Raw genomic sequence first — 16,600 nt, forward strand, 5'->3', positions numbered from 1 at the left:
TGCGGAATTTTGCTGCTCGGGCCAAGAGACCGGAACCAACCCTCTGCATTCAACTGCAGCTTGCCCAACCCGAACGGCTTGGTTCGGTGCGGCTCTTCACATCTGCCGCGGCAGCAGGGGATCAAGACTGAAAACCAGACCTTTACAGGACCTCGATACCCATTGAAAAAGGCCCTGCCGAATTGAAACCTTCGGCAAGGCAGGCAGGGAGAAACAAATAACAGCTGGCACTTGCCTCGGCGCGGTCGCTCAGACGCCAACTCGCTGGCGTTTGCGCCCCTCCTGCTGAGCTTGGTGGGCCTCCCGCACCTCTTCGCGGCTGCTGACCTGCGGTGGTCGTCCTTGGCGGCTCCGGTATGAACAAGGTGATCAAGAAGATCACGGACGGTGACAAGTTGATCGATGCAGACATCTTCTATCCGCCAACCCTGATCATTCCTGCGATCGGCGCGACGGCCATGAAGTTTGCGACAGGCGCACCTGTCAGCGGCCGGTGGGTGCTGGGAAGTCCTTTGATCACCAAGGAGAATGCCAAAGATTACTACTTCCCGGAATCGCCGTACTGACGCGACCGCCTACGGCTATAGGATTGAGCGTTGAGGGCAGGGATTTCCCTGCCCTTTCTGCTAGTAGGGGGCCATGCAACATCTGCTTTGCACGGCGTTACGTCACCTGTCTGCGCAATATTGGCCAGTCGGGCGAATGGGAAGTGATGTTGCTCGTGCGGAGGCGCGCGAGCGGCGAATGAAAAAATGCCACCCGGCAGCGTGCCCCCTTTCCAGATCGACGCCATTGGAAGGTGACTGCGAAAGGCAACTGGACGCTCTGGTACGAGGGCTACCGGATTACGATCTTCAAGAGAAATGAGGTTTGGAGCGGCGTCATCACGGATGAGACAACCGGCGCTGAAACATGGGCGCGCCGCAGACATGAGAACTCGCGCAAGGCGAAGCTGGCTGCGTTCGATACCATTCTCCGCCTTAGGCATGCATAACTCTGCATGACCGCCTCAGAACGGCAATAGCTCCTAGTCACTCCTTGAGCAATGCAGGCGCCAGCCGACGAAGTCGGAAGGTCCCCGGCATAGTGACCGCACTGGCATCCGATGAGCACCGCAGGCGAATTAGGCCAAGACTCACCGGAATCAGGATCTCGTCCAGTTGCACAGTCACTCGTTCCCTAGCCTTGCGTCCAAGCCTCAATTGCTTCCTTCACGTCTTCAGGCAGATCGATTGGTGCCTTGGTCTCTAAGGCTGTTCTCGAGGATGCCAGGTCGGCGAGGAGAACCCGATACTTCCCAACCTTTGATCCCTGCGCAGTATCGTAACCTTCCGCCGCGACATCGTCGGGCGAGCTGCAAAACAGGCAAAGGAGTGCGAGGATGGCGCGCATATGTTAACTCCATCAGGGAGCATAGTAAGGAAGCGTACCGTGGCATTTTCGGGGCTGGAAAGGGCGCGCGCCAAGGCACACAAGATTGAGGGGGGCATGCCCGAGGAGCTCCTCAGCCGGAGCTCTCTAGATTGGTCCCTGTCGGCCGAGCTGACTTGCCTAACGGGGCAGCCGCACCGGGGCAGGTTCGAAGATCTCAGGCACTAGCCGCGATAAGTTCACCAAACATGCCGCCCAAGGTCGGCCCTGAGAGTTAAGTGAAGGCCAAGGCTTAGGATACCGCGCGGCGATGTCCGAGAATTAGGGATTTCGGGCTTTCCTGAACTCCTCGACATCGTAGACGGTTCGCTTTAGAGCCTTCACCGAGGACGGGGCTGGTACAGTATGTATAAGGGACTCTAGTGCTGTCGTATCACGCAGCTACTTGGTCGACGGTCCGAGAAGAGCATGAGTGAGTCATTTCGGAGCTTATGAGCAACACTGTCCTGCAATCCACCCTCCGAGCACGTGCAGCCTGCAGGGCAGGGGATGTCAATCGCGATCGGCAGAGCTCGGGAGTGAATCCGTTGCGGCTAACATCATGGATCTAAACCTGGGACTTGGCCGCAATGCTGTCACTGTCACGTTCGAGCCAGGGCGCCAGGGATGTCCCCCGCAGGTCAGCCGCACGCGTTTCCCGCCCGAACATCACGAGCACCGCGACGACAATGGCTGCCAGGCCGGCGATGCGCGGCCGCAACGGAGGCTTGCAGCGTCGCATTGCTGGCGGCGAGGAAGTTCCCAAGCTGGTAGACAAGACCCGGAAACGTCCCTCGGGCATCCGGAGGCGACAGTTCGTTCAGATGCGCCGGCACGACGCCCCAGGCGCCCTGCACGGCGATCTGCATCAGGAATGCTCCCAAACCTAGCATCAGTGGCGTGGTTGACAGAGACCACAACGGGATCATCGGCAGCACGCATAAGGTCGCAACAGCGATGACAGATCGTCGCCAGAATCGTTCGGACAGCACGCCGCAGACAATGCCGCCGATGATGTCCCCGATATTGTAGACGATCGCGATCCACCTGACGGTTCGTGCATCCAGCTTGCGCTGAACCTGAAGGAAGGTGGGGTAGAGATCCTGCGTTCCATGGCTCAGGAAGTTGAAGGCCGTCATCAGCAACAGTGCGTGAATCACGAGCCTACTGACGCAGCACGTCGCGGAAGGAGCGCCTTGGTCTGGACGCATCGGCGGAGAAGAGTGGAGATTCTGGGACGTTCCGGCGGATGAAGAGAATGAGGAGCGCCGGAAGCGCGCCGAGCATCAACATCCCGCGCCAACCGATATGAGGATAAAGGGTTGCGTAAGCGAGCGCCGCCAGCAGATACCCGCTTGGGTAGCCGGCCTGGAGGAGCCCTGATACCGTCCCGCCGGTCCCCGCCGGGATCGACTCCATGGTGAGCGAGGCGCCAACACCCTACTCACCGCCCATGGTCACCCCGAGCGGCCGAATCCCAAGGGACAGCAGGATGGCAATGCTGACAGCCTTGAGGTCCGTCGAAAAGGCCTGCGCAATGTCTTTGAGAACAAACACCAGCAGGAAGAAATCGAGTGCATCAAGGGTCCATGCGAGAGATGTCGCCACGACGACATTGCGCTGCTGCGGCGTGAGGGACCGGAGATCCGCGACTGGTCCGATCATGTTCTCCTTCCTGATGCTTCGGATGCAGTTCTCCGTTTCTGCCAGCACGCAAGCGCCGGGCGCGACCGCAGGGTTGATCGGGCGCTACGTCACCGGCATCAATCTAGTGCGAACCAGTGCGTCGATCCCCTGTCAGATCTCGCAGGCTGAAGTTGATGCAAATGTCCTGCAAGATACCTATGACACAGAGCGGATTAAACAGGCTCCCCAGTGACGAGGGCTATCTCGCTGGCTCGCTATCCCCGCGCGGAACGTCCAATGGTCTATGAGAGTCTCCCACGCGTCACGGCAGCGGCAAATGGGGCCAGAGGAAAATTCGGGCGTGATGCATACTAAATTGGTCTATCGGCCACGCTTGTGGATAAGAGACGACACAATGCATCGTCTTCGTATGATCGAACTCGGAGGCGCACAATGACAGCGCCTTGGTTTATGTTCGCAACCGGTATCGAGAGCAGCTACCCGACCATTAAGAATGGGAGCGTCCGTGTCGACGAGATGGAGAAGTGCGGCCACTACAAACATTGGCGGGAGGACTTCAAACTTGTTCAGGATCTCGGTATCCGCTATTTGCGCTACGGCCCGCCAATCCACCATGTGTGGCTCGGCCCCAGTCGGTATGACTGGAGCTTTCCGGACGAAACCTTCGGAATGCTCAATGCACTCGACATGGTGCCAATCGCCGACCTCTGTCACTTCGGTGTACCAGACTGGGTCGGGAACTTCCAGAACTCTGATTTCCCTGAGCTCTTCGCTAGGTATGCGAGATCCTTCGCACAGCGCTTTCCGTGGGTGCAACTCTATACGCCAGTCAATGAAATGTTCATTTGTGCTACATTCTCCGCTGCATATGGGTGGTGGAATGAGCAACTCGCGAGTGACCTGGCATTCGTAACAGCACTCAAACACATCGTTAAAGCCAACGTGCTGGCCATGGCGGCGATCCTCGATGTTCGCCCTGATGCGATCTTCATCCAAAGCGAATCTACCGAGTACTTCCATGCTGATGAGCCTGACGCCATCAAACCCGCCGAGATCATGAACTCAAGGCGCTTTCTGTCCCTCGACCTCAACTATGGCCGGCGTGTGGATTCCGAAATGTACGAGTTTCTCATGGACAACGGGATGACGCGCGAGGAGTACCATTTTTTCCTCAACTACCAGCTGCGGCAGCACTGCATTATGGGAAATGACTACTATCTTACGAACGAACACCGGATTGCACCGGACGGGCGAACCTGGGCGTCGGGAGAGATTTTCGGGTATGCCGAGATCACTCGACAATACTACAACCGTTACCGTATCCCGATTATGCACACGGAGACGAACCTTGCCGAAGGCGTAACGGGCGAAGAAGCCGTCATTTGGCTCCGCAAGGAATGGGCAAACGTTCTGCGGGTTCGCAACAGCGGTATACCAATCGTCGGTTTCACTTGGTATTCGTTGACTGATCAGATCGACTGGGACACCGCATTGTGCGGAGAGAACGGCCACGTAAACCCACTGGGCCTCTGCGATCTCGACCGCAACATGCGACCTGTAGGCGTGGCTTATCAGCAGTTGATCCAGCGTTGGAAGCGGGTCCTGCCGACGCAGAGCGTGTGCCTGACGGTGCCGGTCATCCGGCCGAGTCAGTTCGACAGCGCACATACAGCATCACAGGTGGAGAAGGCCCGGGGTCTACGCCAAGGAGCGTCTGCCGGACAGATGATAGCAGACCGTGCAGGATGATTGAGAAGGACAGAATTCCATCCGGGCAGGCTCCTCCATGTGGCGTGGTGATCCTGCTCAGTAGGTATTGGCTGAAGGGTTCCATGAGAACACCATCAGGATATTGCCGCAAACAGGCCCAGTAAGCCCCACGGGTACCACGCAATCGAGTCTCATATTATACCACAGCCTCTCGCCGGGCCGTGAAGGTGCCCATGATGCACGGGGCGAAGGGAGATGAGGATAGCGGCGCAGGAGTTCCTGACGATCCTGATCGATTGCTCTCATCCAGTCTCGCACTCGTCACGGTCACCGGCAGTCACGGAGGCACATCTGGATCGGCTGCCAGAAGCAAGATCCGGTTTCGGTCCGACCTTCTGTACGATACACTATGCATTTGAAGAAACTGCAGATCCCACAGGCCGAGGGCTGGAGCCGGTAGACTTCAGCATCAGATGGTACTTCGACGAACCTCAGAGCCGTTCAACGTATGGCTCCCTTCCTAGACGATTGAGATTGACGCAATTTTGTCGCGGGAATAGGGCCGCTGATGCCAGCAGTCCAAGTCAGGGAGAATCACCCTAGAGAGTGCAACACCGCGAAGCCCATGCGGTATCGCAAATCAGAAGATAAGACGCTTTTCCCTGCACGTCAGCCTGCGCAATCTGACAGTATTGCTAGATGCCTTATGCGTCGTACAGAGGCTGAATGGAGACTTGGCTCTACTATAGACGTGATTTCAATTGAACTTTCCCTTGTCGAATCCAGCGTTGCCGCTCACGGCTCCCTTGCCTTGTTCGTGATCATCTACTTCGAATCCTTCGCAGCGCCACTGCCACGTGAGCGCGCGCTCATTGCCGCTAGCGTGCTCGCTGTCCTGGGCGACTTGCCGATTGCCGCAGTGCTTGCAGCGAGTTGGTCAGGCGCCGTGCTGGGAGATGGCACCGGCTACTTGGTCGGGCGGTTCGTCGGCCAGCCAGTGCTCATGCGCTTCGGCCCAAGCATCGGGTTGACAGCAGAACATTTCGAGTTTGTGGTGGATCAGATCCGAAGGTATGGCTTCTGGTTGATCCTGGTAGCGCGGTTCGTCATTGTTCTGCGACAACTGAACGGTTGGCCACTGGTGCGGTGCTCATGCCACTCGTGCGGTTCATTCCGGCCAATGCTGTCGGGTCGGCACTCTGGATCGCAACCTGGGGGCTCGGGCCCTATCTCCTCGGGGTTTGGTTCGGGCTCTCTGCCGTGCATTAGACCCTGCGCTCCTTTCAGACCGGTGGAATGATTGTTCTTCAACATTGCACAAGCGTCCAGGATATAGGCTGATGGCGAAGGTATCAGCGAGTTCTGAAATGTGGCGTTAAGCTGCCTGCCGCACACCAACAGATTCTGGTTCGGTAGAGATTGCGACCTTCCCGACAGCAAGAGCCTGACGAATGGCCTCAAGTGCAGCAGTGGGTGTCGGCTGCTTCAGGACAACATCACCTCTTGAGGACACGCGGGCCTCAGTGCCGGACAGTATCACTGGCCTATTCTTGTGCGTATCATGGTACTCGTCAGCAAGAATCCAGCCGTCGATCAGACGGGGTAGAGCGGCACGTGTGTAAAGCCAGTCGATGGAGTGACACCATTCGCGCAGGATTAAAAAGGCTCTTTCTCCCGTCTCTGCGGTGACCACTTCGTGACCCTGAGCGCGCAACCGTTCCGCGATTGTCTCCCGGAAAATCGCGTTATCGTCAGCAATAAGAATCCTTTGTGACTGAGCCGCACTCATGATGACCTCCGAAGTGTGCCAACGATGGCTCGTTCCTTATTTCTAGATTGAGCTCCATCATCGAACGGTCCAAAGGTAGCATGGCTTACCATTGGACCGTGATCATCTAGGTGGGAGTGGGGACTACTGAGTACGTTTGGGATATCTATACTTTGGTTTCATGCGACAGCACGATGGTTATAGACGCCGGCCCGGAACTGAAACCTCGGCCTGTCCACCAGGAAGACTGTCATGGCAGATGCGGTGTTCTACAACCCATTCTGGCATCAGCGACGCTCGACCTCGTCAGCCCCGTCCAGCCTGAAAGGATGCCGGATAGATGTGCAGATGCAACTGTAGTGCTAGTGCGCAGCCGAGGCGCTAGCCTTGGGCTTGGCGCTGCGTAGGATGAATGCAAGCGGCGGAGGCCAGAGTTAGGATCCAGAAGACATCGACATAAGCCAGAAATGTCGCCTGGGTTTGCACCTGTTGGCCGATCCAGGCGAAGGCCTGCTGTTGGGCTTGGATCATGGGGCTCCCGTGAGCTACGAAATACTCCGTCGCCTGCCGAAGTGCCTCTTGGTACTGAACGTTAGACGGGCTCGCGTTTTCGACGAGCCGGCTCTGGCGAAACTGCTCCCTATGCGCCAGCACGTTCTGTGCAAGTGACATCCCAATCGATCCACCAACATTGCGCGCGACATTAATTAGCACGGAAGCCTGATCGGTCTTTTCAGGTGGGAGGCCCGCATAGGCTGCTATGGTCATTGGAATAAAGATCAGCGGCAGCCCGAAGCGGAATGAGGTACGCGACGAGGAGAAACCCGATGATGCCGATGCGAAAGCCTTGCTGCTTCAGCCGCCTGCGCTCCTCAACCACCGCCTCAGACGCCTGCAGGATCAGAGCGACAAGCGGGATCGCGAAGATGCCCACCGGTGAGTTGATCAGAAAGCACCAGTGTCACGAATATTTGTCAGAAAGCCAACCACCGAGGGCCGGTTCCACAATGGGCGCACCACGACCGCAACCCCGAACATTGCGAAGCCCTGGCCGCGCTTCTCAGGCAGGAAGCGTCGGCGAGGATCGCCTGCGAGATCGGCACCATGCCGCCACCGCCAAGACCTTGCAAAATCCGGAAGAACAAGAGCACCGGCAGTCCTGTTGGAGAGTTAGGTCGCAGCTTTGGTGGCGGCGTTAGAGATGTCCGCCGGGAAATTAGCGGTGGCATTGTCCTACACGATATTGTCGGCCGCGATCTCAGGCATGAACTGTCCAGACGTCGCTATGTGCGCGGCGCCCATGACCGCTTCGACCTCGAGTTCGACTACAACTCCTCGTGCTACATCTATGGTTATCCGTATGTCAGGTGCAGCTATGGCTATCCATCCTACACGTAGGAGTATCCCTCTGCCACGTGCGGCTCCCCGTACTTCGTTGATCGGGCCCGAAACCGCGTAGTGCATCATCCGGTTGCGGGCAAACCCCACCGTACGATGACAGCGGCCGGACCGTCGCATTCCCGTCTCGGCCCAGCGCCTGCAGTGCGCAGACACAGGCCCCCGTCGAGCAGGACGACTAACAGTCGTACTACCATCCTAGCCAAGGGCAACGGAATTCATGCCCTTGGCTCATTCATGCCCACGGCTCAGTCCGGCCAAGGCCCGCTCACGCAAGCACTCGCCGGCTTGGCTCAATTACTCAGGGAGACGATATTGATGAACGCCAGCTATTCTGATCGGGCCAAGACACGAACGCGGGCGTAACCGGAGTGCCTCCATGAAGTATCGGGACAGCCCCGTCAATATTAGCCGTTATGGCCAACTCGGATGGTAGCACCCAGAACTGCGCCTGCTACAAGCCCGGCGAGGACACCTGAGAACCCGCCGATATGATCAACACTTTCGGCATACCAAAATACAAGGGCATACAAGCTAATTTCCAGAATTTGCGCCACGATAGCGGATACGAGTTGATCTACTCTGCCGGAGCAACGCCATGCTCCTGGCGGATCGGGTGTGCTCGCAGCCGGTCGAGAGCAAGGTAGATGACAGGCGTCGTGTAGAGGGTCAGGATCTGGCTCAAGGCAAGCCCGCCAACGATCGCGTAGCCAAGCGGTTGGCGCAACTCCGATCCCGTCCCGTGCGTCAGCATGAGTGGCAATCCCCCTAGGATGGCGCAAGCAGTCGTCATCAGGATGGGGCGGAAGCGCAGCAGGCTGGCTTTGCGGATCGCATCAACGGGTGACAATCCCTCTTCGCGTTCGGCCTGGAGTGCGAAGTCCACCATCATGATACCGTTTTTCTTTACGATGCCGATGAGCAGAATAATGCCAATCAGGCTAATGATCGTGAATTCCATATGGAACACGAACAGCATCAGGAGCGCACCGAGTCCCGCTGAGGGCAAAGTCGACAGGATGGTTACCGGATGAATGTAGCTTTCGTAGAGAACGCCGAGCAGTACGTATATCACGAACAGCGCCGCCGCGATAAGGAGGGGCTCGGTCGTCAGCGAGTCTTGAAAAGCCTGCGCGTTGCCTTGGAAGCTGCCCACTATGGATCTAGGTAGGCCAATATCGTCCCCGGCTGTCTGAATCGCATTCACCGCGTCGCTGAGCGCAGCGCCACGCGCTAGATTGAACGAGAATGTCACAGCGGGGAAACTGCCCTGGTGCGTGAATACCAACGGCGAGACTGGCTTCGTGTCGACCGATACGAGTGTCAACAGCGGAACCGCCTGGCCACTCACGGGGGAGTGCACGTAAAGCTTGGAGAGCGTATCGATTGTGCCTTGCTGGTCGGGCGGGACCTCGAGAATGACCTTGTAGGTGTTCTGCTGTGTAAAAAACTGCGTGACCTGCTGCTGGCTGAAGGCATCCGCCAGGACGGAGTCGATAGCAGCTGGCTGAATGCCTAAGCGCGCAGCGGTGTCACGATTGATCGTGAGAGTGACGGTCGGCCCATTTGCGACCTGATCGGTCGTCAGATCGGTGATCTGCGGCACATTCTGGAGCCTTGCGAGAAGCTTCTGCGACCATGTGCTCAGCTCGTTGTAATCCTGCCCCTGAAGTGTGTACTGGAACAAGCCTTTTGACTGGCGGCCTCCCACCGTAAGGTCCTGCGCAGGCTGCATAATGAGTTGTGCACCCGGCACCTGAGCAAGCTTCGGCCGCAGGCGATTCACGATCTCCATCGCATTGGCACGGCCTTGGTCGACGGGCTTCAGGCTGGCATAGATTAGTCCTTGGTTGACCGTACGATTGCCGCCGACGATCGAAACCGCCTGCGCGACATCTGGATCCTTGGAGACGATGGCAGCTAGTTGTTGCTGCAGATTGGCCATCTCGCCGGGAGAGACATCCGGCGCTGCCTGCGCCTGCCCAATGATGAATCCTGTGTCCTGGATCGGGAAGAAACCCTTCGGAATCATGATAAAGAGCCAGGTAGTGGCCGCAATCGTTGCTAAGAAGGTGAGCAGCGTCGGCCCCTGGTGGCGCAACACCATGTTCAGGGATCCTCTGTAGCCGCGGATCAGCGCCTCGAAGGCACGCTCGCTCGTCTGGTAGAGGCGGTTCTGCTCTGTCGAGGGACGTTTCGGCTTCAGGAACCGGCTGGCCAACAAGGGAGTCAGCGTCAGTGAAACGATGACCGACACCAGGATCGAGATGGTGACTGTCACGGCGAACTCACGGAGAAGACGTCCGACGATGCCGCCCATGAGCAGCAGCGGGATAAACACAGCAACCAGCGACAGGCTGATCGAGAGCACCGTGAAGCCGATCTCGCCGGCGCCCTTTAGCGCGGCTTGGAGAGGAGGTAGGCCTACTTCCATATGCCTCTCGATGTTCTCGAGCACCACGATGGCATCGTCGACCACGAATCCGACCGCGATGGTCAATCCCATGAGTGACAGGTTGTCAAGGCTGTAACCCAGTGCGTACATAACCGCGAAGGTACCGACGATAGAGAGCGGTACGGCAACACCCGGAATAATCGTCGAGCGTAGGTTGCGCAAAAACACGAAGATCACCGCTATCACGAGCCCCATCGTCAGGACCAGTGTGAACTGCACATCGCTGACCGAGGCGCGGATGGTAGTCGTACGGTCGATAGCCGCCGTGACATCGACGCTTGGCGGAATGTTGGCGCGCATGCGTGGTAGCTCGGCTCTGATGCGGTCGACCGTATTGATCACGTTGGCGCCAGGTTCCTTGAAGACGGTCAGTGCGATGGCGCGCTGACCGTTGATCCAGGCGGCCAAGGTCGTGTCTGCGGGACCTTCGACCGCCTGACCGACATCGCGGATGCGGATTGGAGCGCCGTTCCTATAGGCGATGATCAGGTCGTTGTAGGGAGCAGCTTGCGTCAGCTGATCGTTGTCGTAGATGGAGAAGCTCTGCATCGGGCCACGTATACTGCCCTTGGCGGCATTGACACTTGCCTCGGCGATAACGCCGCGCACATCGTCGAGCGTAAGCCCCTTCTCGCTCAACTTCGCAGGGTCGATCTGAACGCGCACCGCCGGCTGCTGTTGCCCCCCGATCGAGACTTGCGCGACGCCCGGAATCTGGGAGATCTGCAGGGCGAGATTGTTCTCCGCGTAATCATCGACCTGCGTGATCGGGAGCGTATCCGAGCGGACGCCGAGCACGAGGATTGGCGAGTCGGCCGGATTGACCTTTCGATAAGTCGGTGGGTTCGGCAGGTTCCTCGGAAGCTGGCCCGCCGCAGCGGCGATGGCTGATTGCACGTCCTGAGCGGCCGCATCGATATTCCGGTTCAAGTCGAACTGGACAGTGATCTGCGTGCTGCCGAGACTGCTGTACGAGGTGAGCTGCGTCACGCCGGGAATGATGCCGATCTGCTTTTCGAGCGGCGTTGCAACTGCAGACGCCATGACTTCGGGGCTTGCGCCCGGCAGCGAGGCTGAAACCTGGATCGTGGGGAAGTCCACCGTCGGTAGGGGTGCAACCGGAAGCAGCGGGTAGACTGCCAAGCCGAGAGCGGCGATTGCCAGCATCAGCAGCGATGTGGCGACCGGCCGTCCGATGAACGGGGCGGATAGATTCATGGCCGGTTTTCCTTGATCTGTGCAACCCGCGAGGGGTCAGTCTCGCTCACGCGAGTTCCCTGCGTGAGACGATATTGACCCGCGACGACGATCCGATCTCCATTTGAAAGCCCATCAGCAACAACGGTTCGATCGTTCATGATCTGCCCGAGCTCAACCGGCTGCGGCTGCGTAGTCTGGTCACCGGAGACAATCCAGACATAAGGTCCGTTCGGGCCGTGCTGGACGGCCTGCGATGGCACGACTATGGCATTTGGCTCTACCTTAGTGACGACCCGGATCTGGACGAAAGCGCCTGGCCAGAGCTTGTGGTCCTTGTTGTCGAAGCGTGCCTTGAGCATGATCGTGCCACTAGTCGAGTCGACCTCGTTGTTGATGACTTCGAGGCTCCCGCGTGCCAGCAGCGTCTTGCCGTCCTGATCAAAGGCGAGGACGGGCGGAGTTCCGTGAGCGACGGCAGTCTGCAATTCGCCCAAGTCGGCCTGCGGAAGGGTGAAATCAACGGCGATTGGCTCGATTTGGGTGATCGTGACAATATGAGTGTTCGGCGCAACAACGTTGCCTGGGCTTATGTTGTCCAGACCAATAACACCTGTGAGCGGCGCCTTGATCGTCGCAAAATCCAGATTGAGTTGAGCCGTCTCAGTGGCAGCCTGATCTCCCGCAATTATGGCTTTGTTCGCTTCGACCTGCGCCTGCTCGTTGTCGACGGTTTGCTGAGTTGCGAAGCCCCCCTTGGTTAAAAGCGCCTGGTCTCGCGAGAGGTTCTTTTGTGCTGCAGCAAGATTGGCGTCATCTTGAGCCTTCTTTGCCTTGGCCTGATCAAGCGCCGCCTGGAACGGCCTTGGATCGATGCGCACCAAGATGTCGCCTGCATGGACGATGCTACCCTCTTTGAACGGAAGTTCGATTGCTTGACCCGACACCTGCGGGGTAATCGTCGCCGTGTTCCAGGCCTGCACCGTCCCTAGGGCTGTGTGCGTAAGCTCGACCCTCTGCGGCTTGATGCTAGCCGTCTGGACAGGAACGGCTGGTGCGGGCTGCTGGGCAGGCATCGGCTTGGCCGCTCCAGTACGCAGCCATAGCGGGCCTAACACGATCGCTGCGGCGGCCCCCCCGAGAACGAGTTCTATGGTGCGCTCCAGAAGCCGCCGTTTTGCCGAACGAGCATTCCTGTGCACGGCTGCCTCCTGACCCTCGTGCGTACACAAGAAGATCAGACGGCCCTGATACGATGTCAGGCTGCGAAATCTGACAGGGACTCGGCTGTGGCTGGTCAGGTAAAATAGATGTGTGGAGTCAAGGCGTGATGCAATGGCTCCAAGCGGAGCGGATCATGCGATCGTGGCGTTCTTTACTGTTTCTGCGAAATTCGTTACCGGCCAAGCTTGCCCTGCTCGCAGCCTTTTTTGTCTTGGCTGTTGTCACTGTGCGGGTTCTGAGCCTGGATCGGCTTGCCCATGTGGACGCAGTCTCTGGGGAGGTCCAAAACCGCTGGCTCGACTCGGTCCGGCTTCTCGGGACGTTGAGTCGTCACATTGCCACGGTCCGGTCGGAGGAAGCCGAGGCTCTGCTTCGCCGCGATGCGTCGGGCTGGACTAGTTCAGAGGATATGCAGCGGTCTCTCAGTGCGATCGCGCAGGACATTGGACGCTATCGCTCGATACCGCACGATACCGACGAAACTCCGGCGTTTGACAGCTTTCTCAGAAACTGGGCTGACCATGATCAGCATGCGCGAACAATCGTATCGTTAGCTCAACGCGGACAGACAGATGAGGCAGCTGCTCTCTTCAAGGGGAGCGCGCACTTCAGCTTCAAAGAGGCTGCTGATAGTCTTCGCCGCCTGATTGATCTCACCGAGACCAAGGCGGACGCAGCACGCAAGACCGCGGCCGAAGCGATTACGCGAGCTCAGCGTTTCATATCCGACCTGATCCTTGCGATGCTTGTCCTCTTTGTAGCCCTCATCTTCTATCTGTGGGCTTCATTTTCGCGCCCCCTCCTCGACCTTGCTGGGCTTATGCGGCGCCTTGCTTCCCACGACACAAGTTTCTCGGTTCCATTCGAGAGTCGGCGAGACGAGATCGGAGACGTGGCACGCTCGCTCGCTGTCTTCCGGCGAAACACGATCGAGCTTCTGGAATCGCGCAAGAGTCTTGCGAAACAGGCCGATATTCTGACTGGTTCGCTTGAGAAGGAGCGGGCACTTGCGGCCGAACAGCGCAACTTTATAACGACAATGTCGCATGAGTTCCGCACTCCGCTTACCAGCATCGACGGCAACGCACAGCGGCTCCTTGCAACCAAGGACCAGGCTACCCCGAGCCAGATTGCTGATCGCGCGCACAAGATCAGGGCTGCAGTCTTCCGGATGACAAGCCTTGTGGTCAGCCTTACCGGTGCTATGGAGATGGCGAGCGGTCAGCTCCAGCCTCGGGCACGCCGCTTTGATCTCGCTGGAATGCTACGCGATCTCCGGCGCTATTACTGTGAGATCGGTATGGGTGATACACTTGAAGAGGAGATCGGCAATCTTCCTAAGGAGATCACTGGCGATCCGGAGCTTCTCTACTATGCCTTCAGCAACTTGATCGCGAACGCCTTCAAATACTCGCCGGAAGGTGGTATTGTTACGCTGAGGGCGAAGTCAGCGGACGCTTCCGTCGAGATTACGGTTGAGGATCACGGACTCGGCATACCTCCAGATGAGATCGATCGGGTCCGTGAGCGGTTCTACCGCGGCAGCAATGTCGGCTCCATACCTGGTACGGGAGTCGGGCTGCACCTTGTAGACCTGATCGTTCGTCAACACGGGGGCAGCCTTCGCATTGACAGTGAAGTCGGTCGAGGTACGCGGATGACAGTGTCTTTGCCTATGCAGGATACAGAGCCATCACTCCTGGAGGATGTCATTGAGCAGGATCTTGTGTATCGAGGACGACGAAGAGACAGCGAGCCTTCTGGTGGAAGCCCTGAACGAGCTCGGCTACACAGTTAATCACGCGCCAGATGGTGAGCAGGGCCTAGCCACTATTCTCTCAACGCGGCCCGATCTAGTCATCTGTGATGTACGCATGCCGCGCATGGGTGGCTTCGAAGTCCTGGAGAAGGTTGCTGCGGCCGGTCCCGATTTTGCTGAGATCCCGTTCGTCTTCTTAACAGCGCTTGGTGATCGGGACAGCGAACTGGTCGGGCGGAAACTCGGCGCCGACGATTATCTGACTAAGCCGATCGATTTCGAGATACTCGGTGCCGTGATCGAGAACCGGTTGCGGCGCAGGCATGGTCGGCTCGGGCCGGAATCCGATATTCATCTGACGGATCGGGAGCGTGAGGTTTTGACCTGGGTTGGTCGCGGCAAGACCTCATCCGAGATCGCAATCATATTGGGAATCCGCGAGCGAACGGTAAATTTTCACTGCGATCAGGCCATGAAGAGATTGGATGTCATCAATCGCACCCAAGCCGTCGCCAAGGCCATTGCACATCGTCTAATCACTGGGTAGCCGATCTTTGCAGTTTGCCCACCGTCGTGGCTGCGCCGCGTGATGTAAATCATGATACAGGCGATGACTGTGCCAGGACGAGAAGTGCGGCCTGGAAGTATTCTGGGTAGTCCTGCCCCCAATAGATTCACCAGAACAGTGCGTGACCCGGACGCCCTAGCCTGTCCATCGATTGAACGACTGTCATATCTCGCAGGCTGACGCAACGCAGAAAAAGGACAATCTATTCTGCAGACGGCACGGATGCTCCTTCTCGCGCCGTTCGACGCAGCAATCAAAGGAGATTTCCCATGCGTTCGCTTCGATTCATCCCTCTTACCGCTATCGCACTCGTCGTTGCATCCACGATGGCACAAGCAGCACCCTTCTCTCATCGAGAAATCAATGAAGTCCCGCCCAACCGCACTCTGGCTGCGAACGCCGACCGCTTGTTCGGAATGCCAGCTACGGCGCCTTATGCCCACTCTGAGCGGTGGCCATCCTGTGAGCAAGGGACATCCTGGTGCACGGCCTCCGGCTATCCGAACCTGCGTTACTACCGCGAGATGCAAGGGCTGTCCTACTAGGCCTCACACTGATTGGAATGAGCGCTATGCATTAAGATCCGCTCATCGCCTTGGCTAAAAGGCTGGGGCAGCGCAAACACTGCAGCCTTCACCGATCATTCCGGTGGAGGCACAGCAAAAGTGAGGGATCAATCTGGTGCACGAGCAGTGATTTTGGCGCTAACTGATTTACCGCGAATCAGGTGCTATGCGCCGAAAAACTGTGCTGAAGGTCTCACCAAGAGAGATGTCGGCGTTGAGGCGATGGTCAGATCGGTCGAACAAGCGGATTCCCCAAGATCGATCTTGAGAATGCTAATGTCGAGTCTCTCGCTACGAAGGTTGCCAGCACTCCGCCCGAACCTTTTTGGCAGGTCAGGAAGATGTCACGACCCCATGAGCACTCTCCAGTTAATATCCTCGCCGGTAGTGAATACGACCGAGTCTGGCGAGCACTAATCCAAGGCTATATCCAGCTTGCAATGACTGAACGCGAGGAGGATGGCTCTCGAACAATGGCGCTTGGACCGTTCGGGGGCGTAAAGGTTCAACTCACGGCATTGCCCCTGAAACATGCGTCTTCACCAATGCCAACTTTGTGGCTTGAGATCTTCTCCTGTAGCAGCAGAGCCACGATCGACGGTTATGGATGCTTCGGTCTTGGCGAGGAGGAACTGGCTGCAGCAGTTGAAATAATCCTGAGCGCAATGCAGCGCAATCCGTACCCCAACTGATCAGATGTATGGAGAGCGTGCTACCGAAAGAGAGTTCGTGTGGAGCCTCTCGAACTCTCGCAGGCAAAGCAAAGAATCAGCGGCGTTCCGAATGCGGTGGTAGCCGGTGCCGGCCAGCGATCCTCAAGTGACGGCGAGTGACAACAACCGTGAAGAAAGCGACAGCAACCATGAAGAAGAGGACGAGCGGCTCGAAGGAAGGACCA

The 16,600-nt window shown here is 57.8% G+C and carries 14 protein-coding genes and 1 pseudogene; 9 read left to right on the top strand and 6 right to left on the bottom strand.

What is annotated here, in order from left to right; translation table 11 throughout:
- The 3 genes from AA309_RS36105 to AA309_RS15580 form a co-directional block, all read left to right on the top strand.
- Positions 1–186: hypothetical protein (locus tag AA309_RS36105; RefSeq protein ID WP_210166514.1), on the top strand; the 186-nt coding region annotated here is incomplete at its 5' end.
- A 170-nt stretch (positions 187–356) separates the two neighbouring features.
- Positions 357–566 carry a hypothetical protein gene (locus tag AA309_RS15575; protein ID WP_047189954.1) on the top strand — a complete coding sequence of 70 codons (210 nt, stop codon included), beginning with the start codon at positions 357–359 and terminating at the stop codon, positions 564–566.
- A gap of 233 nt (positions 567–799) precedes the next feature.
- Positions 800–994: a hypothetical protein gene (locus AA309_RS15580; protein ID WP_047189955.1), complete on the top strand. Its 195-nt coding sequence runs from the start codon at positions 800–802 to the stop codon at positions 992–994.
- Between the two features lie 185 nt (positions 995–1,179).
- Here the strand turns inward: AA309_RS15580 and AA309_RS15585 are convergent, their stop codons facing one another.
- Complete coding sequence (locus AA309_RS15585; RefSeq protein ID WP_047189956.1) at positions 1,180–1,392, bottom strand: hypothetical protein; 213 nt, start codon at positions 1,390–1,392, stop codon at positions 1,180–1,182.
- Positions 1,393–1,978: 586 nt separating this feature from the next.
- A pseudogene (locus AA309_RS15595) lies at positions 1,979–3,072 on the bottom strand (MFS transporter).
- A gap of 1 nt (position 3,073) precedes the next feature.
- On the opposite strand from AA309_RS15595, the gene AA309_RS15600 reads away from it, so the two are divergent.
- Both AA309_RS15600 and AA309_RS15605 read left to right on the top strand, forming a co-directional pair.
- A complete protein-coding gene (locus AA309_RS15600; protein WP_047189958.1) occupies positions 3,074–3,289 on the top strand; it encodes a hypothetical protein in 216 nt (71 codons plus the stop codon).
- 200 nt (positions 3,290–3,489) lie between these two features.
- Positions 3,490–4,806 (top strand): family 1 glycosylhydrolase, encoded by a 1,317-nt coding sequence (locus AA309_RS15605; RefSeq protein WP_047189959.1) that lies wholly within the window; start codon positions 3,490–3,492, stop codon positions 4,804–4,806.
- 1,336 nt (positions 4,807–6,142) lie between these two features.
- Here the strand turns inward: AA309_RS15605 and AA309_RS15615 are convergent.
- Entirely contained in the window at positions 6,143–6,556 is a 414-nt protein-coding gene (locus AA309_RS15615; protein ID WP_047189960.1) for a response regulator, read from the bottom strand.
- 360 nt (positions 6,557–6,916) lie between these two features.
- A complete protein-coding gene (locus tag AA309_RS37720; protein WP_047189961.1) occupies positions 6,917–7,207 on the bottom strand; it encodes a hypothetical protein in 291 nt (96 codons plus the stop codon).
- Positions 7,208–7,295: 88 nt separating this feature from the next.
- Here AA309_RS37720 and AA309_RS37725 point away from each other — a divergent pair, with 88 nt between their 5' ends.
- Positions 7,296–7,475, top strand: a complete 180-nt coding sequence (locus AA309_RS37725) for a hypothetical protein (RefSeq protein ID WP_047189962.1) — start codon at positions 7,296–7,298, stop codon at positions 7,473–7,475.
- A 1,035-nt stretch (positions 7,476–8,510) separates the two neighbouring features.
- Here the strand turns inward: AA309_RS37725 and AA309_RS15635 are convergent.
- Together AA309_RS15635 and AA309_RS15640 are read right to left on the bottom strand one after the other, a co-directional pair.
- Positions 8,511–11,606: an efflux RND transporter permease subunit gene (locus tag AA309_RS15635; protein ID WP_047189964.1), complete on the bottom strand. Its 3,096-nt coding sequence runs from the start codon at positions 11,604–11,606 to the stop codon at positions 8,511–8,513.
- Positions 11,603–12,787 (bottom strand): efflux RND transporter periplasmic adaptor subunit, encoded by a 1,185-nt coding sequence (locus tag AA309_RS15640; protein WP_150117591.1) that lies wholly within the window; start codon positions 12,785–12,787, stop codon positions 11,603–11,605. The genes AA309_RS15635 and AA309_RS15640 overlap by 4 nt, the downstream gene beginning before the upstream one ends.
- A 155-nt stretch (positions 12,788–12,942) precedes the next feature.
- Here AA309_RS15640 and AA309_RS15645 point away from each other — a divergent pair, with 155 nt between their 5' ends.
- The 3 genes from AA309_RS15645 to AA309_RS15655 all read left to right on the top strand — a co-directional run bounded on the left by AA309_RS15645 (position 12,943) and on the right by AA309_RS15655 (position 15,681).
- Entirely contained in the window at positions 12,943–14,607 is a 1,665-nt protein-coding gene (locus tag AA309_RS15645) for a sensor histidine kinase (protein WP_160310475.1), read from the top strand.
- Positions 14,573–15,115, top strand: coding sequence for a response regulator transcription factor (locus AA309_RS15650; protein ID WP_244470376.1), 543 nt, complete (start codon positions 14,573–14,575; stop codon positions 15,113–15,115). The genes AA309_RS15645 and AA309_RS15650 overlap by 35 nt, the downstream gene beginning before the upstream one ends.
- Before the next feature lie 290 nt (positions 15,116–15,405).
- Complete coding sequence (locus AA309_RS15655; RefSeq protein ID WP_047189967.1) at positions 15,406–15,681, top strand: hypothetical protein; 276 nt, start codon at positions 15,406–15,408, stop codon at positions 15,679–15,681.
- The last annotated feature ends 919 nt before the right edge of the window (positions 15,682–16,600 follow it).

Origin of the sequence: Microvirga vignae (assembly GCF_001017175.1) — a bacterium.
Lineage (GTDB): Bacteria > Pseudomonadota > Alphaproteobacteria > Rhizobiales > Beijerinckiaceae > Microvirga > Microvirga vignae.

Coding starts and splice junctions, on each gene's coding strand:
- AA309_RS15575 (WP_047189954.1), top strand. CDS start 357: ATGAACAAGGTGATCAAGAAGATCACGGACGGTGACAAGTTGATCGAT.
- AA309_RS15585 (WP_047189956.1), bottom strand. CDS start 1,392: ATGCGCGCCATCCTCGCACTCCTTTGCCTGTTTTGCAGCTCGCCCGAC.
- AA309_RS15600 (WP_047189958.1), top strand. CDS start 3,074: ATGTTCTCCTTCCTGATGCTTCGGATGCAGTTCTCCGTTTCTGCCAGC.
- AA309_RS15605 (WP_047189959.1), top strand. CDS start 3,490: ATGACAGCGCCTTGGTTTATGTTCGCAACCGGTATCGAGAGCAGCTAC.
- AA309_RS15615 (WP_047189960.1), bottom strand. CDS start 6,556: ATGAGTGCGGCTCAGTCACAAAGGATTCTTATTGCTGACGATAACGCG.
- AA309_RS37720 (WP_047189961.1), bottom strand. CDS start 7,207: ATGTCACTTGCACAGAACGTGCTGGCGCATAGGGAGCAGTTTCGCCAG.
- AA309_RS37725 (WP_047189962.1), top strand. CDS start 7,296: ATGGTCATTGGAATAAAGATCAGCGGCAGCCCGAAGCGGAATGAGGTA.
- AA309_RS15635 (WP_047189964.1), bottom strand. CDS start 11,606: ATGAATCTATCCGCCCCGTTCATCGGACGGCCGGTCGCCACATCGCTG.
- AA309_RS15645 (WP_160310475.1), top strand. CDS start 12,943: ATGCGATCGTGGCGTTCTTTACTGTTTCTGCGAAATTCGTTACCGGCC.
- AA309_RS15655 (WP_047189967.1), top strand. CDS start 15,406: ATGCGTTCGCTTCGATTCATCCCTCTTACCGCTATCGCACTCGTCGTT.